The organism is Pelomonas sp. SE-A7, from assembly GCF_030345705.1.
Taxonomy (GTDB): Bacteria; Pseudomonadota; Gammaproteobacteria; order Burkholderiales; family Burkholderiaceae_C; genus JAUASW01.
Genome location: NZ_JAUASW010000001.1, coordinates 2,927,409 through 2,944,922, shown reverse-complemented (window position 1 = coordinate 2,944,922; position 17,514 = coordinate 2,927,409). Strand labels below are relative to the sequence as shown.

The following is a 17,514-nucleotide window of genomic DNA, read 5'->3' as shown; positions in this document are numbered from 1 at the left end:
GCGGCCAGTCTAGTCCTGTGGCGCATGTGCTGCTTGCACCGGGCCAGAAGCCGATTTGACGGCTCAAAACGTGACAATTACACGCTTGGACGCCCCCGCGGGCGCGGGGGGGTGCTACACCTGGGCCACCCCCGATTCCTTACACTGACTCCCGAGATGATCACGCGCCAGAGGGTTGGGCGCACAACTACTACAGAGGATCAGACGGCCGCCGAGCGCGCTGCCGCCGCAACACCATGTTCTTGATCGGAAAACTACTGCTGGCTGTGTCGGCGAGCACGGCGACACCCGCCGCGCTGCCGCAATGCTCGTGGGACCGACCTGGCGTCAATCCCTTCATGGGCGACGTCGTGGCGGCAGTGGACCGCTACAAGGACATCCCGGCCGACATTCGCGACAAGCTCAAGCAGCGCATGGAAGTTCGCGCCTTCGACGAGATGGTCGATATCCGTCGCGACTCCATCGAGGGCAAGGGTCGCTATCTTCCCGAGATCCGTGACATGCATTTCGGCAAGGGCGGCGTCTGCAAGACCGTGTCGCGCAACAAGTGGACCGCACAGACCCTGGAGCGGGGACTGGTCTATTGCGAAGAAGGCTACTGCGTGCTGGTCCCCACGGTCTGCCGCAACGTCAGCCGCATCACACGACTGGCCGTGGCGCCGGCCCGCGAAGAAGCGGAAGAAGAATTCGAGCTGCCCACCGACCCCACCGGTGCAGGCAGCACCCAGCGCAAGCCCATGGGCACGACTGCGGCCGAAGGTGAAGGCCCGGCACGCCGAACGCAGCTTGGTGGCGCTGGCGGTCCAGGGGACTATCACGTGGGCGGCCGCGGATCTTCGTCACAGGCCGGGGGCCAGGTCAACGCAGTGCCCGAGCCCGGCAGTCTGGCCCTCGTGGGCATTGGCCTGGCCGGCGTGATCTGGCTCGGACGTCGCCGTCGGCGCTGAACCGACCGTCGCTCAGCGCTTCAGCAGAGGCTGCAGATAGCGGCCCGTGTGGCTGCCCTCGTGAGCGGCCAATTCCTCGGGCGTGCCGGCCAGCAAGAGTTGGCCGCCGCCCGATCCACCCTCCGGACCCATGTCGATCAGCCAGTCGGCGGTCTTGATCACGTCCAGGTTGTGCTCGATCACCACGATGGTGTTGCCTGCATCACGGAGCTGGTGCAACACCTTGAGCAAGAGGGCGATGTCGGCGAAGTGCAGGCCGGTGGTCGGCTCGTCCAGGATGTAGAGGGTGCGACCGGTGTCGCGCTTGGAGAGTTCCAGCGCCAGTTTGACCCGCTGGGCCTCGCCGCCCGAGAGCGTGGTCGCGCTCTGCCCCAGCTTCACATAGCCCAGGCCCACATCCAGCAGGGTCTGCAGCTTGCGCGCCAGCGTCGGCTGGGCATTGAAGAACTCGTGGGCGTCCTCGACCGTCATGCCCAGCACCTGGGTGATGTTCTTGCCTTTGTAGAGCACCTCCAGCGTCTCGCGGTTGTAGCGGGCGCCGTGGCAGGTGTCGCAAGGCACGTAGACATCCGGCAGGAAGTGCATCTCGACCTTGATCACGCCGTCGCCCTGGCAGGCCTCGCAGCGGCCACCGGCCACATTGAACGAGAAGCGTCCGGGGCCGTAGCCACGCTCGCGTGCCGTCGGCATCTCCGCAAACAACTCGCGGATCGGCGTGAACAGGCCGGTGTAGGTGGCCGGATTGGAACGCGGCGTTCGGCCGATGGGCGACTGGTCGACGTTGATCACCTTGTCGAAGGCTTCCATGCCCTCGATCTCGTCGTGCGGCGCCGGGTCCTGGTGGCTCTGGTAGAGCTTCTTGGCCACGGCCGCATACAGCGTGTCATTCACCAAGGTGCTCTTGCCGGAACCGGAGACGCCGGTGACGCAAGTCAGCACGCCTATCGGCACCTCGACCGTCACGCCTTTCAGGTTGTTCCCGCGGGCATTGACGATGCGCAGCGGCGGCATGTCCGCGGCTGCCTGATGGCGCTGGCGCGGCACGTCGATCTTCTCGGCTCCGCTGAGATAGCGGCCGGTCAGCGAGCCGGGATTGGCCGCCACCTCGGCCGGCGTGCCCTGGGCCATGATGCGGCCGCCGTGCACACCCGCTCCCGGGCCCAGGTCCAGCACATGGTCGGCCGCGCGGATCGCGTCCTCGTCATGCTCCACGACCAGCACCGAGTTGCCCAGGTCGCGCAGGCGCCTCAGCGTGGCGATCAGGCGGTCGTTGTCCCGCTGGTGCAGGCCGATGGAGGGTTCGTCCAGCACATACATCACGCCGGTCAGTCCTGAACCTATCTGTGAGGCGAGGCGGATGCGCTGGGCCTCGCCGCCCGACAGCGTGTCGGCGCTGCGGTCCAGGCTCAGGTAGTTGAGGCCCACGTCATTGAGGAAGCGCAGCCTCGAGGCGATCTCGCGCACCACCTTGGCGCCGATCTCGGCCTTGGCACCCTTGAGCTTCAGCCCTTCGAAATAGTCCAGCGCCTCGCGCAGCGTGGCGTGCTCGACCTCGTAGATGGGGCGTCCCTTGAAACCGGCTTGCGCATCGGCCGGCTGCAGCACTACATGGCGGGCCTCGCGGCGCAGGCGCGAGCCTTCGCAATGCGGGCACGGCTTGGCGGCCTGGTAGCGGGCCAGGTCTTCACGCACCGCGCTTGAGTCAGTCTCGCGGAAGCGTCGGGTCAGGTTGGGCAGGATGCCTTCGAACGGATGCGAGCGCTTGACGCTGCGCTTCTTGCCACTGGCAGTCTCGGCCTGGTAGCTGAACTGGATGTCTTCGACGCCCGAGCCGTAAAGCAGCACCTGGCGGGCCGATTCCGGCAGGTTCTCGAACGGCAACTCGATGTCGAAGCTGTAGTGGGCCGCCACGCTTTCCAGCATGGAGAAGGTGTAAGCATTGCGCCGATCCCAGCCCTTGACTGCGCCGCTCGCCAGGCTCAGCGAGGGAAAGGCGACGACCCGGTCCGGATCGAAGACCGTGACCTGGCCCAGGCCTTCGCAGCTGGGGCAGGCGCCCACGGGCGAGTTGAACGAGAACAGCCGCGGCTCCAGCTCCGGCAGCGAGTAGCTGCAGATCGGGCAGGCGAACTTGCTGGAGAACAGCGTTTCCTCGCCGCTGTCCATATTGAGCACCAGGGCCCGGCCCTCAGCCAGGCGCAGCGCCGATTCAAAGCTCTCGGCCAGCCGCTGGCGCAGCTGATCAGCCGTGTCATGACGGAGCTTGATGCGATCCACTACCACGTCGATGTCGTGCTTCTCGGTCTTCTTCAGCGCCGGGATATCGGGCACCTCGACCGTCACGCCATCGACACGGAATCGCACAAAGCCCTGCGCCTGCAGGTCCTGGAACAGCTCGGCGAATTCGCCCTTGCGGTCGCGCACCACGGGCGCGAGCAGCAGCAGCTTGCTTTCGTCGGCCATGGCGAGCGTCGCATCGACCATCTGCCCGGTGCTCTGCGCTTCGAGGGCCAGGTGGTGGTCCGGGCAGAAGGGCGTGCCGGCGCGGGCATAAAGCAGTCGCAGGTAGTCGTGTATTTCAGTCACCGTGCCCACGGTCGAGCGGGGGTTGTGGCTGGTGGCCTTCTGTTCGATGGAGATGGCTGGCGACAGGCCTTCAATGACGTCGACCTCGGGCTTGTCCATCAGCTGCAGGAACTGGCGGGCATAGGCCGACAGGCTCTCCACGTAGCGACGCTGGCCCTCGGCATACAAGGTATCGAAGGCCAAGCTGGACTTGCCCGAGCCGGACAGGCCGGTGATCACCACCAGCTGGTTGCGTGGCAGGTCGACGTCGATGTTCTTGAGGTTGTGGGTGCGCGCACCCCGGACCTTGATCCAGGCGTTGTCAGGCAGGGTCGGGGACGGCTCAAGCATGGCGGGCGGCAGCACGGTCGGGAACGGAGAACTCGCCATCATAGGCCGGCCGTGGAAGGCGCCGCCACCCGCCGCTCCGTTCCGGCCTGGTCGCAACTGGGCACGCGTTTCTTGCCATCCATCGCAAGCGGCTCGCCGCCCGGGGCCAGGCTTCAGATACTGAGTCCATCGAAGCAGCAATGGGCTGCAACGAAACCCAAGCAACCAGGAGCCTCATCATGAAATCGCTGATCCAAAAGACCTTCGTAGCCGTTGGCCTGCTGACCGTTGCCACCTTCGCCGCTGCTGCGCCGCAGAAGATCGAGCACCTGCCGCGCGTCGTCATCACCGGCAAGGCCGTCACCCAAGCCAGCCAGCAAGTCGTTCAGCTGCCTCGCGTGGTCGTTGAAGGCCGTAGCCTACTGAGCCAACGCACCCAGCTGGCCATGGAAGCCCGCCGCGCCGCACGCCGCGGCTGATCTGAAGGTGACGACTGCATGACTGATCGCCGCCTTTTTTCCTGCAAGCGCTGAGCCGAGTCAACGGCGCATCGGATCCCGGTGCTTCGCTGACTCGGCTCAAGCCGTTTCTGTTCTTCCCTCAGGGCCGGATGCTGCAAAGCGTCCGGCCCTTTGCATTGCTGACTTCGCAATTGCGTACATGCCAGAGCCGTGACAGAACGACCGAAAGTCACCATCCATCGGGCTCACAGGTCGTTCATTCGGCCGTCTTGGCGGACTGTCGCAGGCGCCTGGTGAAGCCGGGATTGCTTGCCGAAACTACAGCTACCGACACAGCAAATCACCCAGGAGCAAGCCATGAACATCATCGCCAAGACCCTCGTTCTCGCCGCCGTCAGCGCCGCCACGCTGAGCGTTTTTGCCCTCGCCTACGAAGGTGCCGCGCCGCAGAAGATCGTGAAGCTGGAGCGCGTGGTGATCGTCGGCAAGCGCATGGAAGTGGCCCAGCTGCCGCGCGTCTATGTCGAAGGCCATCGCGCCGGCGGCAGCACCCAGGTGGCCAAGGCCGCTGTCTGCCAAGACCGTCTGGTCTGCTGAAATCCACAGGGGATCCTGTGTTCGTGAAGCCCGGCCTCGGCCGGGCTTTGTCATTTGAGGCTCAGCGCTGACTGGCCGGATCGAACTCCGGCAGCCCTCTCAAGGCGCCGATCTGGCGCCACCAGGCCTCGACCCGCTCACGGTGTCGCTGATAGAAGGCCTTGCCGACGACAGCGTAGCCCGCGAAGCCGGCGCGCTCGGGCGATTGCATCTCAAAGGTTCCATCAGATTCATTGGCCAGCACGGCTGCCAGTTCCTCCTTCAAGCCGAACACCGCATCGACCCGCCCCAGCTTGAGCTTGGCGAGGGCCAGCTTGAGATCCCGCGCTGATTCGTCGATCTGCACGGGCGTGCCCTGCAAGGCGTGGCTTACGACAGCCGCGCCGATGCGGATGCCGACGATGGGCGGGGGAGGTCCTATGAACTTCTCACCATCCCACTGGTAGGCAGTGCCGACGCGCCGGACCATGGCGATGTGGAGTTGCATCACGGCGCGTTCACGATCAGTGCGGCCGTCGGGTCGTCGCGGAAACTCGGCGACGGCCCGGTTCTCAGCCACGTCGGCCACGGCCATGGCATCGACCTTGCCACTGGCCAGTTCGGCGCGGCAGCGGGCGCGCGGCGCGACCCGAAAGCTGAGTGCGAAACCCACCCGGCGACCGGCTTCGCGCGCTAGCCGTTCGCTGATGCCCTCGAAGTGCTCGGGATCTACAAAGGGAGGCAGGGGCTGCGGGGCCAGGCAGTAGCGCATGACGATAGTCACTGCAGGTGGTGCCGCTGGTAGGGGCGTCGCCAGCGACAGCGCAATCAGGCTGGGCAAGAGCAGGCGCAATGGAGCGACTTTCATGGCTGGGTTCAGCATAGCGGAGCGGGACCGTTTGTCGCGATCAGCCGCATTTCAAGCCGCCGCCACGGCCAGTCATCGCCTGGCGCTGGTTCGGGGCGAGGGCGAGGCAGACACTTCAATCATCGCAACGACCCCGGTCCCCAACCGCTAGGAGCCCACCATGAACGCAGCCACCAAGACCCTGTTCACCGCCCTGATCGCCGTCGCCGGCGCCGCCGCCATCGGCATGGGCCTGGCCGATCACCTGGCCGCAGCTGACGCACCGCAGGTGCACAAGCTGGAGCGCGTGGTCGTGGTTGGCAAGCGGGCGACCGAGGCCGGCCAGCAGATCGCCAAGCTTCCGCGCGTCGTGATCGAAGGTCGCAGCGCCAGTACCCTGGTGGCTGCCGCCGCCCCCAGGTGCAGCACCGCGGTCTGCTAAGACACAGCGACCCGGTCAGAGCGAAAACAAGAAGGCCCGCGCAAGCGGGCCTTTTTCATTGGGGATCCAGATCAGAAGGTTTCCCAGTCGCCTTCGGCGGCAGCGGCCTTGGGTGGGGCGGGCGGTGTGGGGCCTGGAGGCGGCGCAACGACTTTGGGCGCCGGTGCCTTGGCCGGCGGCTTCTTCAGGCCGACGACCGGCTTCTTGACCACAGGGGCTGCGGCAACGGGAGCGGGTCTGGGTGTCGGGGCCGGGGCCGGCGCGGACATCGGGCGCGACAAGCTGACCGAGCCCGAGATGCGGAAGCTGCTGACCACCTCGGCCAGCTTGCCGGCCTGCTCGCGCAGGCTGATGGCCGCCGCCGCCGATTCCTCGACCAGGGCGGCGTTCTGCTGCGTCATCTGGTCCAACTGGGCGATCGCGCCGTTCACCTGGCCAATGCCTGAACTCTGCTCGCCGGTGGCCACGCTGATCTCGCCGATGATGTCGGTGACCCGCTGGACGCTGGAGACGATCTCGTTCATGGTCTCGCCGGCCGTGCCGACCAGGCGCGAACCCGATTCAACCCTCTCGACGCTGGCGCTGATCAGCGACTTGATCTCCTTGGCTGCCTCGGCCGAGCGCTGGGCCAGGCTGCGCACCTCGCCGGCCACGACCGCGAAGCCGCGACCCTGCTCGCCGGCCCGGGCCGCTTCCACGGCCGCGTTCAGCGCCAGGATGTTGGTCTGGAAGGCGATGCCGTCGATCACGCCGATGATGTCGCTGATCTTCTTGGAGCTGGCATTGATCTCATCCATGGTGGAGACCACCTGCGACACGACCTGGCCCCCGCGCCGCGCCACCTCGGTGGCCGAGCTGACCAGCTGGTTGGCCGTGGTGGCAGAGTCCGCTGTGTTGCGCACCGTGCTGGTGAGCTGCTCCATGCTCGACGCCGTGGTCTGCAGGTTGCTGGCCGTCTGCTCGGTGCGCTGCGAGAGGTCGGTGTTGCCGGTGGCGATTTCGCTGGATGCGGTGGCGATGCTGTCGGTGGCGCTGCGTACATTGCCCACCATGCGGGCCAGGGCGGCGTTCATCTGTCCGAGAGACTGCAACAGCTCGCCGAATTCGTCGGCACGGCTGCTTTCCATGCTGCGGGTCAGGTCGCCGTCGGCGATGGCCTTCGCGAAATCTACCGACTGGCGCAGCGGCTCGCGGATCGAGCGCACCAGGGTCGCCGCCACCAGCATGCCCAGCACGATGACGACCAGGGCACCGATCGTGCTCCACAGAACCAGCCGCTGCTGAGCCTCCGTGGCGGCCTTCTGGGCCTGCTCGTTCTTGTCGCGCTGCAGCTTGACGAATTCGTCGATGGCCGTCAGGTAGCCCTTGGTCGAGGGCACGTATTCGTTCTTGATCACCTCGCGGGCGCCGGCCTGGTCGCCGCCAGCACCGAGTTCACGCGCCTTCTTGCTGGCAGCCAACAGGGCGGCGCCGCTGGACAGCACCTTTTTCATCTGTGCCTTGTCGGCCTCGGTCTGGGCCTGCTCCGAGATCTGCTCGCGCAGCTTGACCACCCGCGGCGTGTCGTTGGCGAGGTTTTCCTTGAACAGCTCGCCCACCGCCGGATCGCTGCTGATGGACGAAGCCATGCTGCGGGTGACGGCGGTCTCGGTCATGCCCTTCCAGATCGCAGACTTCTCGATCAGGTCGTAGCTGCTGCTCACTGCCGCCATGGCCTCGGCCTGAACGCTGTTGGCCCGCTTGAGCGTAAAGCCCGAGATCAGCAGCATGGCCGCCAGCAGCAGCAGGATGGCGCCCCAGAGCTTGCTCGAGACGCGCAGGTTGTTCAGTTGCATGTTCTTGTCTCCTGAATCCGACCCGGTAGGGTTGGTTAGGCTAACAAGATAGTCCGGGCCTAGATAGAGGCGTCCTGCACGCCGTCAGGTACTTTCCAGCACCCGCAGGATCTCGCGGCCATAGGCCTCCAGCTTCTTGGCGCCAACGCCGCTGATGCCGGCCAGCTCGTCCAGCGAGCCGGGCTGCTGGCGGGCCATCTCGGCCAGGGTGACGTTCTGGAAGATCACATAGGCCGGCAGCCCATGCTCCTTGGCCACTTCGGCGCGCCAGGCCTTGAGCGCCTCGAAACGCTCCAGCGCCCGGCCTTCCAGGTCCAGTGCCTCGGCGCGTGGCTTGCTGGAGCTGCGGCTGGTCTTGCTGCCCTTGCGCGGCGGCGTCGTGGGCACGCGCAGCAGCAGCTGGACCTCACCCTTGAGCACGGTCCTGGCGCTGTCGGCCAGCACCAGCGTCATGTATTCGCCTTCGGTGAACACATGGCCCAGGGCGATCAGCTGGCGCAGCACGGCGCGCCACTGGGCCTCGGGCAGTTCGGCCCCTATCGCCCAGGTCGAGAGCGACTGGTGGCCGTACTGCGTCACCTTGTCGGTCAGCTTGCCGCGCAGCACGTCGATCAGGTGGCCGGCGCCGAAGCGCTGGCCGCCGTTCTGCTGGAAGCGATAGATGCAGCTGAGCAGCTTGCGGGCCGCCTCGGTGCCGTCCCAGGTGGCGGGCGGACTCAGGCAGTTGTCGCAATTGCCGCAGGCCGGACTCGCCTCGCCGAAATAGGCCAGCAGGCGCACCCGCCGGCAGTCGGTGGCCTCGGCCAGGGCCAGCAGCGCATCCAGCTTGCCGCGCTGGCCTTGCTTGAACTCTTCCTCGGCCGGGCTTTCGTCGATCATGCGGCGCTGGTTCACCACGTCGGCCAGGCCATAGGTCATCCAGGCATCGGCCGGCTCGCCGTCGCGGCCGCCGCGGCCGGTCTCCTGGTAGTAGCTCTCGATGTTCTTGGGCAGGTCCAGGTGGGCGACGAAGCGCACGTCGGGCTTGTCTATGCCCATGCCGAAGGCGATGGTGGCCACCATCACGATGCCGTCCTCGCGCAGGAAGCGGTCCTGGTGCTTCTGGCGCACCGCGGCATCCAGGCCGGCGTGGTACGGCAGGGCCTTGATGCCCTCGCCTTCCAGCCAGGCGGCGGTCTCCTCGACCTTCTTGCGGCTCTGGCAGTAGACGACGCCGGCCTCATCCTCGTGCTCGTCGCGGATAAAGCGCAGGAGCTGCTCGCGCGGCTTGGCGTCCTTCTCGACGATGGTGTAGCGGATGTTCGGCCGGTCGAAGCTGCTGATGAAGACACGGGCCTGGTCCAGGCGCAGCCGGTCGATGATGTCGGCGCGGGTCAGGTCGTCGGCCGTGGCGGTCAGCGCGATGCGCGGCACCTGGGGGAAGCGCTCGTGCAGCAGCGAGAGTGCCAGGTATTCATTGCGGAAGTCATGGCCCCACTGGCTGACGCAATGGGCCTCGTCGATGGCGAACAGGCTCAGCAGGCCGCGCTCATAGAGCGAATCCAGCTGGGCCAGGAAGCGGGGATTGGTGACGCGCTCGGGCGCCGCGTAGAGCAGCACCAGGCGTCCGCTCATCATTTCGCGCTCGATCCGGGCCGCGTCCTCGCTGCTCAAGGTGGAGTTGAGGAAGGCGGCATGGACGCCGGCCTCCTCCAGTGCCCCGACCTGGTCATGCATCAGCGCGATCAGCGGGCTGACCACCAGGGTCACGCCCTGGCCGGCACGGTGGCGGGCGATGGCCGGGATCTGGTAGCACAGGCTCTTGCCGCCGCCTGTGGGCATCAGCACCAGGGCATCGCCGCCAGCGCTGACCTGCTCGACGATCTCGGCCTGGGCGCCGCGGAAGGCGGCGTAGCCGAACACCTCTTGCAGGATGTGGCGGGCTACTTGATGATGGTCTGGTCTTGTCATGGAAGGCGCGATTGTCGGGGACAAGCCCCGACCGTCCCTCCGCCACCCTAGCGATGAAGATTGCCGAGCTGCCCGCCGACGAAGCCGCCCGCCTGCTGGCGCTGCAGTCGCTGCACCTGCTGGACAGCGAGCGCGAGGAACGCTTCGACCGCTTCACCCGGCTGGCGCGGCGGCTGTTCAATGTGCCCATCGCCCTGGTCAGCCTGATCGATGCCGATCGCCAGTGGTTCAAGTCGGCCCAGGGCCTGGACGAACTGGTCGAGACACCGCGCGACATCTCCTTCTGCTCCCACGCCATCCTTCAACCCAAGGCCCTGGTAATTGCCGACGCACGGCTGGACGAGCGCTTTGTCGACAACCCGCTCGTCACTGGGCCGCCGCACATCCGCTTCTATGCCGGCCGGCCCCTCAAGGCGCCGTCGGGTCACCGGGTCGGCACGCTGTGCATCCTCGACACGCGGCCGCGGCAGCTGGAGGCCGAGGACCTGACCCTGCTCGACGACCTCGCCGACATGGTCGAGCATGAGCTGGACATCCTGCTGCTGGCCACGGTCGACGAGCTGACCGGGCTCAGCAACCGCCGCGGCTTCGAGGCGCTGAGTCGCCATGCCTTGGGCCTGTGCCGGCGCCTGGGCCGGCCCGGCGTGCTGCTGTTCTTCGACCTGGACGGCTTCAAGAGCATCAACGACGAGCGCGGCCATGCCGAGGGCGACCGGGCGCTGCAGGCCTTCGCGCGCATCCTGCGCAGCACCTTCCGCGAGTCCGACGTGGTGGCCCGGCTGGGCGGCGACGAGTTCGCCGTGCTGCTGACCAATGCCACGCCGCAGGATTGCGATCGCGCGCTGCAGAGGTTGACCACAGCCATCTACGAACACAACGCGGTGGCCGCCTATCCGCTGCGCTACAGCGTGGGCCGGGCCGATTTCGACCCGGCGCGCCACCCCGACGCCGCCACGCTGCTGGCCGAGGCCGACCAGCTGATGTACAGGCACAAGCAGTCGCGCCGCCGCTGAGCCGGACGGCCTACTGCGCCGGCCGCTTTTCGCCGCGCGCGGTCACCGAGCTGAAGCCGGCGCTGCTGCGCTTGACGGCGGGCTTGCCCCAATAGTCGACGCTGCCTATGCCCGAGACGCCCACCTTGAGGTCGTCCAGCACCCACAGGGCCGCGCTGCCAATGCCGCTGATGGACACATGGGCCAGGTTGGCCTGCAGCTCCTCGGCCTGCAGCTTGCCCTTGCCGGACACGTTCAGCGAGAGCTTGCGCACCTTGCCGCGCAGCTGGCCCTCGCCGGCGCCGGAGATCGAGAAGCCCAGCTGGTCGCAGGCCAGCTCGTCGAAGCGGGCCAGGCCGGCGCCCGAGATGCTGATCTTCAGCTCCTCGGCCTTGATCAGGCCGGGCGCATGCAGGTCGGTGGCGCCCGACAGGATCAGCTGGCCCACATGGCGCATCTCCACGTCGATCTGCAGCCGGGTGTTGTTCCAGAACTTCCAGCTGCCGGTGGGCTTGATCATCAGGCGGTCGCCGTTCAGGCTGACCTCGACGCTGCGCTGCAGCTCGCTGCCGCCGACGATGTAGACCTCGTCCTTGTCGCCCTGCACCAGCTTGACGGTGGCCGAGCCGGCCACCTCCAGCCGCTCGAACGGGCCCAGCGAATAGAGCTGGCCGTCGCCGCGCGGCAGTGCGGGCGGTTGCGCGGGTTGGGGCTGTTGGGCCCAGGCGGCCGAGCCGGCCAGCAGCAGGGCGGCCATGAAAGCCGCGTTCTTGCGGATCAGCGTGCTCATATCGATTGCTCCCTCAACTTCTTGGAGACCTCGCGGCTGGCCGTGAAGCGGCTGCCGTCTTGCATTTGCACCACCAGCTGCGAGTTGTCGTCCGGCGTCATCGATTCGACGAAGTCCAGGTTGACGATGCAGCTGCGTTGCAGTTTCAGAAAGCGCTGAGTGTCGAGGCGCTGCTCGAAGGCCGTGATCGGCAGTCGCACCAGGAACTGGCGGCCGCGGCTGGCGACGGCGGTGTACTTGGTGTCCGAGCGCAGGTACTCGATTGCCTCGACGTTGATGGGAAAAATCTTGCCCTGGTCGCGCACCAGGATGCGGGTCAGCGGTTCGGTGGGCGCATCGGCCGCCTGGCTCAGGGCCTCGCTCAGCGCGCCGGCGCTGTGCAGGCGCTGCAGGGCATGCTCGACGGCCTCGTTGAAGCGCTCCTGCGAAAAGGGCTTGAGCAGGTAGTCGGCCGCATGCAGCTCGAAGGCCGCCAGCGCATGCTCGTCATAGGCGGTGGTGAAGATCACGGCTGGCGCCTGGGCCAGGCCGGCGGCCTCGGACTCGGCCAGCGTACGCAGCACCTGCAGGCCGGTCATGCCGGGCATGTTGATATCCATGAAGACCAGGCCGGGCTGCTGGGCGCGGATCATCTCCAGCGCCGCCGGGCCGTCGGGCGCAATGCCCAGCAGCTCCAGCTGCGGCAGCTCGTTCACCCAGTCGGCCAGGCTTTCGGCGGCCAAGGGCTCGTCCTCGGCGATCAGGGTCTTGATACGGGTGTTCATGTCTGTGGAATCCAGAGGTCGACGCGAAAGCCCGCGCCGGGGGCGGTGTGGACGCGCAAGCGGGCGCGGCCTTCGTAGTCCAGCGAGAAGCGGCGGCGCAGTGCGCCCAGGCCTATGCCGGGGCGTTCGGAAGCCGTCTCCAGGCGATCGGGGTCGCAGCCCTGGCCGTCGTCGCGCACACAGAGGTTGAGGCCCTGCGTCATCGCGTCGCGGCTGGCGCTGATGGTGATGCAGCCGCCCTGCGTGCGCGGTGCAATGCCGTGGACGATGCTGTTCTCGACCAGGGGCTGCAAGGTCAGCGGCGGGATCTCGTCCTGCAGCGTGGCCTCCTCCAGCTCCCACTCGACCTTGAGCCGCGCGCCCAGGCGCAGCGCTTCCAGGGCCAGGTAGTCACGCAGGAAGTCCAGCTCCTCCTGCAGCGTGACCCGCTCGGTGGCCTCGCGCTTGGTGGCCAGCACGTAGCGCAGCATGCCGGAGAAGCGCAGCAGGGCCGACTCGGCCGCCTTGGCGTCCTTGCGGGTCAGGGCAATGATGGAATTCAGCGTGTTGAACAGGAAATGCGGATTGAGCTTGCCGCTGATCGCCGACAGCTCGGCGCGTGCCAGGGCCGATTCGGCCTGGGCCGCGGCCACGGCCAGGCCCTTGGCGCGGCGGGCGTTGAGCGCCCCGCTGAAGCCGGTGACGGTGGCGGCATAGGCGAGCAGGCCCCAGATAGCTCGCCACAGCACGCTCTGGGCCAGCATGGCATCGGCATGCTCGGAGCCGAAGAACAGCAGGGCCACCGAATAGTCCAGGGCCAGCCAGGTCAGGCTGAAGAGGGTGGCGGCCAGCAGATGCCAGCCCAGCAGGGCGAACAGCGCCCGCTCGCGGCCTGAGAGCCAGCTCGCCCAGGGCAGCACGGCAACGCCCAGCAGCATCGGTGCCCACAGGGTCAGCGTGGCCTGGTAGGCGGCTTCCCACAGCTGCCAGAGCCCGCGCTGGAGCTCGGTGCCGGCCAGCACGAACAGCAGCCAGGCCAGCAGGCAGGTGCCGGCATAGCCGAGCAGCAACCGCCGTCTGGTGGCGGTGCTGCTGGGGCTGCTGGTCTTGGGCATGGCGGCATCTTAGGCAAGCCCCCACAAGGCCGACCGCCGGATCGACCAAGTTACGGATTCTGGGCATGGGCTGCGGCTGGCCGGGGGCCGGCATAATCCGGGCCTTCCCACAGATTTCCCCGCGGAGCGCAGCACATGGCCTCGGTCAACAAAGTCATCCTCATCGGCAACCTGGGCCGCGACCCGGAGCTGCGCTACAACCCCAGCGGCGTCGCCTTCTGCACCATCAGCCTGGCCACGACCCGCAGCTGGAAGAGCCGTGACAGCGGCGAGCGCCAGGAAGAAACCGAATGGCACCGCGTGGTGTTCAACGACAAGCTGGCCGAGATCGTCGGCGAGTACGCCAAGAAGGGCCGCCCGCTCTACGTCGAGGGCCGCCTGCGCACCCGCAAGTGGCAGGACAAGGACGGCCGCGACCAGTACACCACCGAGATCATGGCCGACCAGATGCAGCTGCTGGGCAGCCGCGAGGGAGGTGGTGACGACATGGGTGGCGGTGGCGGCGGCTACAGCCGTGGCCGTGGCGGCGAAGAAGGTGGCGGCGGCTACGAGCGCGAAAGCCGCGCCCCGGCTCCGCGTGCTGCCGCTCCTCGCCAGGCGCCTGCGCCGGCCCCGAAGTCGGCCACCGGCTTCGACGACATGGACGACGACATTCCGTTCTGAGTTGATCCCGTCCGTATCCAAGTCTTGATTCCAAGCCCGTGGCGCGCGTCGCCACGGGCTTTTCCGTTTCTGACGCAGCAATATCAAAAAGGGAGGGCTGTGGAGATGACGAAGACAAGGAAATTCAAGGGCGCGAGCCTCAGGCTGGCCGCCGTGCTGGCGCTGGCCATGACAGGCGTGCCGGTTTTGGCGGCCTGCAAGCTGCAGTCGCTGGAGATACCGGTCCGACTCGCCGACGGGCGTCCCATCGCCAAGCTCGGCATCAACGGCACGGAGCTGCCCATGCTGGTCGACAGCGGTGCCTTCTTCAGCATGCTGCCCGAATCGACGGCGGCCCAGCTCGGCCTGGTGCTGCGCCCGCTGCCGACGGGCCTGACCATCGAGGGCTACACCGGCCGCATCGAGGCGCGGATGGCCAAGGTGGACAAGGTCAGCCTGCAGGGCTTCGACATCCCCAATGTGGAATTCGTCGTCGGCGGCAATGAGCTCAATGCCGGCCTCAAGGGCATCCTGGGCCGCAACTTCCTGGCGGTGACTGACACCGAGTACGACCTTGCCAACGGCGTGGTGCGGCTGCATTTTCCGCAGGGGGAATGCCGCGGCGACATGGCCTACTGGGCCGGCGACGCCCCGGTGATCGGCGAGGACCTGGTCGGCCGCGACGACGCCCTGCGCGTGACCGTGCGCATCAACGACCGCCGCTTCAAGGCGGTGCTGGACACCGGCGCGCCGTCCACCTCGATCAAGATCCGTACCGCCCGCCGTGCCGTGGTCGAGGAACAGGACATGACCCTGGTCGGCAAGGTCGGTGGTGCCGGCGAAGGCCGGGTCCGGTCCTGGACCGCCAATGTGGCGAACTTCGAGCTTGGCGGCGAGAAGATCGCCAACAACCGCTTCAGCATCGACGAGACCTCGCAGGGCGATCACGACATGCTGATCGGCCTCGACTATTTCCTGTCGCACCGCATCTATGTCTCGCACAAGCAGCGCAAGCTCTATGCGACCTGGAACGGTGGCCCGGTGTTCGCCAAGCTCGGCGGAGCCGGCGTCAGCAACGAGGAGCATGCGGCCAAGCCCGACGAGCCCGCGGCGGATGACGACCAGGCGCTGGCGAACCGGGCTTCCGCGGCGCTGCTGCGTGGCGACACGGCCAGCGCCTTGCGGGACCTGAACCGGGCCTGCGAACTGGCGCCGCAGCAGGCGAGCCATTTCCATGCCCGCGCCAAGCTGCTGCTGAGCTTGCGCAAGCCCCGCGAGGCCATGAAGGATCTCGACCAGGCGCTGCAACTGGACCCGGCCGGTGGCGAAGCCCGGCTCACCCGGATCATGCTGCGTCAGGCGCTGCGCGACCGCGAAGGTGCATTGGCCGATCTGCAGGAACTCGACATGCGACTCCCGCCCAGCTCCGATCTGCGGGCAGGCATGGCCAGCCAGTACCTCGGGCTGGAGCGCGCCCCTGACGCGCTGCGGCAATGGGAACTCTGGGAACCCACCCATCGCAACGACATCAGGCTGGCCCAGGTACTCAACCAGCGCTGCTGGCTGCGCGCGCGGCTCAACATCGAGCTGGCCAAGGGCCTGGAGGACTGCAAGCAGGCGGTCGACAAGGACGGCACGGAGCCCAGCTATCGCGACAGCCTGGGCTGGACCTACCTGCGCCTGGGCGATGCGAGCCGGGCCCGCAAGGCCTTCGATGCCGCCCTCGAGCGCAAGCCCCTGCCCTGGGCCCACTTCGGCCGTGCGCTGGCGCTGCGCAGCCTGGGCAAGGCGGAAGAGGCCGAGCGCGATTTCGAGGCCGCCCGCCAGCTCAACCCGCGCATTGACGCCGAGGTGAGCAAGGCCGGCTTTGAGGGCCTGGTGCCGGCGCGTCCCTGATCAGGCGGCCGCTTCCAGCCGCAAGCGCAGCCCGCCCGCCGGCCGCAAGGTGACCGCCAGCCGCGGCACCGGCTCGGGCTCGCCATCGACCAGCCGCAGCCGCCAGCGCTGCAGCAACTGGGCAGCCAGGATCTGCATCTCCAGCATCGCGAAATGCTGGCCCAGGCAGACGCGCGGGCCCTGGCCGAAGGGCAGGTAGGCGCCGCGCGGAATCTCATGCGGAGCGCCCGGCAGGAAGCGCTCGGGCCGGAACTCGTCCGGCCCCTCGGGCCAGCTGCGCGGGTCGCGGTGCAGCAGCCAGGGCGTGATGCGGACCATGGTGCGTCGCGGGATCCGCAACTGACGGCCGTCGTTCAGCGTCAGGTCGACGTCGCGGGTCAGGCGCCGTGTCAGCAGGGCTGCGGCCGGCGGATACAGCCGCATCGCCTCCTTCAGCGTGGCGGTCAGCCAGGGCAGCTTGACCATTTCCTCGGGCACCGGCGTGCGACCGGCCAGCGCCTGGGCCACCTCGTCGGCTGCCCGCTGCTGGGCCTCGGGATGGCGCGCCATCAGCCAGCTCCACCAGAGCAGGGCCGTGGCGCTGGTCTCATGGCCGGCCTGGAAGCTCAGCATGCATTGGTCGAACACCTCCTGCTCGCTGAGTGCGCCGCCGCCTTCGTCGTCGCGTACCGAGAGCAGCATCCCCAACAAGTCGCTCAGCTGCTCGCCGGAGTGGCGGCGTTCGTTGATGCGTTCATGCAGCAGGCCATTGATCAGGGCCAGGGCCCGGCGCTTGCCGGCCTTACCGGGCAGCGGCAGCCAGTCGGGCAGGGTGGCGGGCCAGAACATCTCGCGCAGCCCGATCTCGCTGAGCCGTTGGACGGCCGCCGCCGCCTCGTCGGTGTTTGGGCCTATGGGCCGGCTGAACAAGGTGCGCGAGATCACGTCCATGGTCAGCCGGCTGAACAGTCCGTCCATGGCGATGATGCCGGGCTGCAGCTCGGACAGCCCGGCCTCGCCGGCCTCGGCCATCAGCGCGGCATAGCCGGCCACCTTTCTGGGCGTGAAGGCCTGCATCAGCAGCCGGCGCTGGCGCTGCCAGGTGGCGCCCTCGGTCACCAGCACCGACTGCCCCACAGATTCCGAGAACACCTCGGTGCCGCGCTCCCAGCGAATCAGTGCGTCTGCATGCTCCACCATCAGCCGGCGCACCAGCTCGGGGTCGAACAGGTCCAGCGTCTTTTCGGACAGTATGGGCAGGCGCACCATGTCGCCCTGCTCTTGCTTGAGCCGGGTCAGCAGGCCGAGGTAGTCGCGGCTCATGTCCGACAGCGCGGACAGGCCCAGCCACCGGTTGGCCGGGCTGGGGAGGTCGTCGTAGTGCAGGGGTTCCATGGGCTGCAT

15 protein-coding genes are annotated in these 17,514 nt (G+C 67.6%); 7 read left to right on the top strand and 8 right to left on the bottom strand.

Annotation, left to right across the window (positions count from 1 at the left end):
- Positions 1-236 precede the first annotated feature (236 nt).
- Positions 237-947 carry an MHFG family PEP-CTERM protein gene (locus tag QT382_RS13290; RefSeq protein ID WP_289254508.1) on the top strand — a complete coding sequence of 237 codons (711 nt, stop codon included), beginning with the start codon at positions 237-239 and terminating at the stop codon, positions 945-947.
- Between the two features lie 12 nt (positions 948-959).
- Here QT382_RS13290 and uvrA read toward each other — a convergent pair whose 3' ends face one another.
- Positions 960-3,863, bottom strand: a complete 2,904-nt coding sequence (uvrA, locus tag QT382_RS13285) for an excinuclease ABC subunit UvrA (RefSeq protein WP_289254507.1) — start codon at positions 3,861-3,863, stop codon at positions 960-962.
- 218 nt (positions 3,864-4,081) lie between these two features.
- Here uvrA and QT382_RS13280 point away from each other — a divergent pair, with 218 nt between their 5' ends.
- Both QT382_RS13280 and QT382_RS13275 read left to right on the top strand, forming a co-directional pair.
- A complete protein-coding gene (locus QT382_RS13280; RefSeq protein ID WP_289254506.1) occupies positions 4,082-4,321 on the top strand; it encodes a hypothetical protein in 240 nt (79 codons plus the stop codon).
- Positions 4,322-4,660: 339 nt separating this feature from the next.
- On the top strand, positions 4,661-4,900 hold the full coding sequence (locus tag QT382_RS13275) for a hypothetical protein (RefSeq protein WP_289254505.1): 240 nt from the start codon (positions 4,661-4,663) through the stop codon (positions 4,898-4,900).
- Between the two features lie 61 nt (positions 4,901-4,961).
- On the opposite strand, the gene QT382_RS13270 is transcribed toward QT382_RS13275, so the two are convergent.
- Positions 4,962-5,747, bottom strand: coding sequence for a transporter substrate-binding domain-containing protein (locus QT382_RS13270; RefSeq protein WP_289254504.1), 786 nt, complete (start codon positions 5,745-5,747; stop codon positions 4,962-4,964).
- Positions 5,748-5,907: 160 nt separating this feature from the next.
- Here QT382_RS13270 and QT382_RS13265 point away from each other — a divergent pair, with 160 nt between their 5' ends.
- Positions 5,908-6,168, top strand: a complete 261-nt coding sequence (locus QT382_RS13265; RefSeq protein ID WP_289254503.1) for a hypothetical protein — start codon at positions 5,908-5,910, stop codon at positions 6,166-6,168.
- Between the two features lie 71 nt (positions 6,169-6,239).
- On the opposite strand, the gene QT382_RS13260 is transcribed toward QT382_RS13265, so the two are convergent.
- Together QT382_RS13260 and recQ are read right to left on the bottom strand one after the other, a co-directional pair.
- Complete coding sequence (locus tag QT382_RS13260) at positions 6,240-8,003, bottom strand: methyl-accepting chemotaxis protein (RefSeq protein WP_289254502.1); 1,764 nt, start codon at positions 8,001-8,003, stop codon at positions 6,240-6,242.
- Positions 8,004-8,087: 84 nt separating this feature from the next.
- Positions 8,088-9,953 carry a DNA helicase RecQ gene (recQ, locus tag QT382_RS13255; RefSeq protein ID WP_289254501.1) on the bottom strand — a complete coding sequence of 622 codons (1,866 nt, stop codon included), beginning with the start codon at positions 9,951-9,953 and terminating at the stop codon, positions 8,088-8,090.
- A gap of 53 nt (positions 9,954-10,006) precedes the next feature.
- Between recQ and QT382_RS13250 the strand changes: the two genes are divergently transcribed.
- Complete coding sequence (locus tag QT382_RS13250; protein ID WP_289254500.1) at positions 10,007-10,966, top strand: GGDEF domain-containing protein; 960 nt, start codon at positions 10,007-10,009, stop codon at positions 10,964-10,966.
- Positions 10,967-10,976: 10 nt separating this feature from the next.
- Here the strand turns inward: QT382_RS13250 and QT382_RS13245 are convergent, their stop codons facing one another.
- Genes QT382_RS13245 through QT382_RS13235 form a run of 3 tightly spaced genes read right to left on the bottom strand, consistent with a single transcriptional unit; the run spans position 10,977 to position 13,593 of the window.
- On the bottom strand, positions 10,977-11,735 hold the full coding sequence (locus tag QT382_RS13245; protein ID WP_289254499.1) for a head GIN domain-containing protein: 759 nt from the start codon (positions 11,733-11,735) through the stop codon (positions 10,977-10,979).
- Positions 11,732-12,499 (bottom strand): LytR/AlgR family response regulator transcription factor, encoded by a 768-nt coding sequence (locus QT382_RS13240; protein WP_289254498.1) that lies wholly within the window; start codon positions 12,497-12,499, stop codon positions 11,732-11,734. Before QT382_RS13240 ends, QT382_RS13245 begins: the two co-directional genes overlap by 4 nt.
- Positions 12,496-13,593, bottom strand: coding sequence for a sensor histidine kinase (locus QT382_RS13235; protein WP_289254497.1), 1,098 nt, complete (start codon positions 13,591-13,593; stop codon positions 12,496-12,498). The genes QT382_RS13240 and QT382_RS13235 overlap by 4 nt, the downstream gene beginning before the upstream one ends.
- Before the next feature lie 135 nt (positions 13,594-13,728).
- Between QT382_RS13235 and ssb the strand changes: the two genes are divergently transcribed.
- The gene (ssb, locus tag QT382_RS13230; RefSeq protein ID WP_289254496.1) at positions 13,729-14,256 is read left to right on the top strand and encodes a single-stranded DNA-binding protein; all 528 of its coding nucleotides are present in this window, start codon (positions 13,729-13,731) and stop codon (positions 14,254-14,256) included.
- A 105-nt stretch (positions 14,257-14,361) separates the two neighbouring features.
- Positions 14,362-16,131, top strand: coding sequence for an aspartyl protease family protein (locus tag QT382_RS13225; RefSeq protein ID WP_289254495.1), 1,770 nt, complete (start codon positions 14,362-14,364; stop codon positions 16,129-16,131).
- Here QT382_RS13225 and QT382_RS13220 read toward each other — a convergent pair whose 3' ends face one another.
- A complete protein-coding gene (locus QT382_RS13220) occupies positions 16,132-17,505 on the bottom strand; it encodes a cytochrome P450 (protein ID WP_289254494.1) in 1,374 nt (457 codons plus the stop codon).
- Between the last annotated feature and the right edge of the window lie 9 nt (positions 17,506-17,514).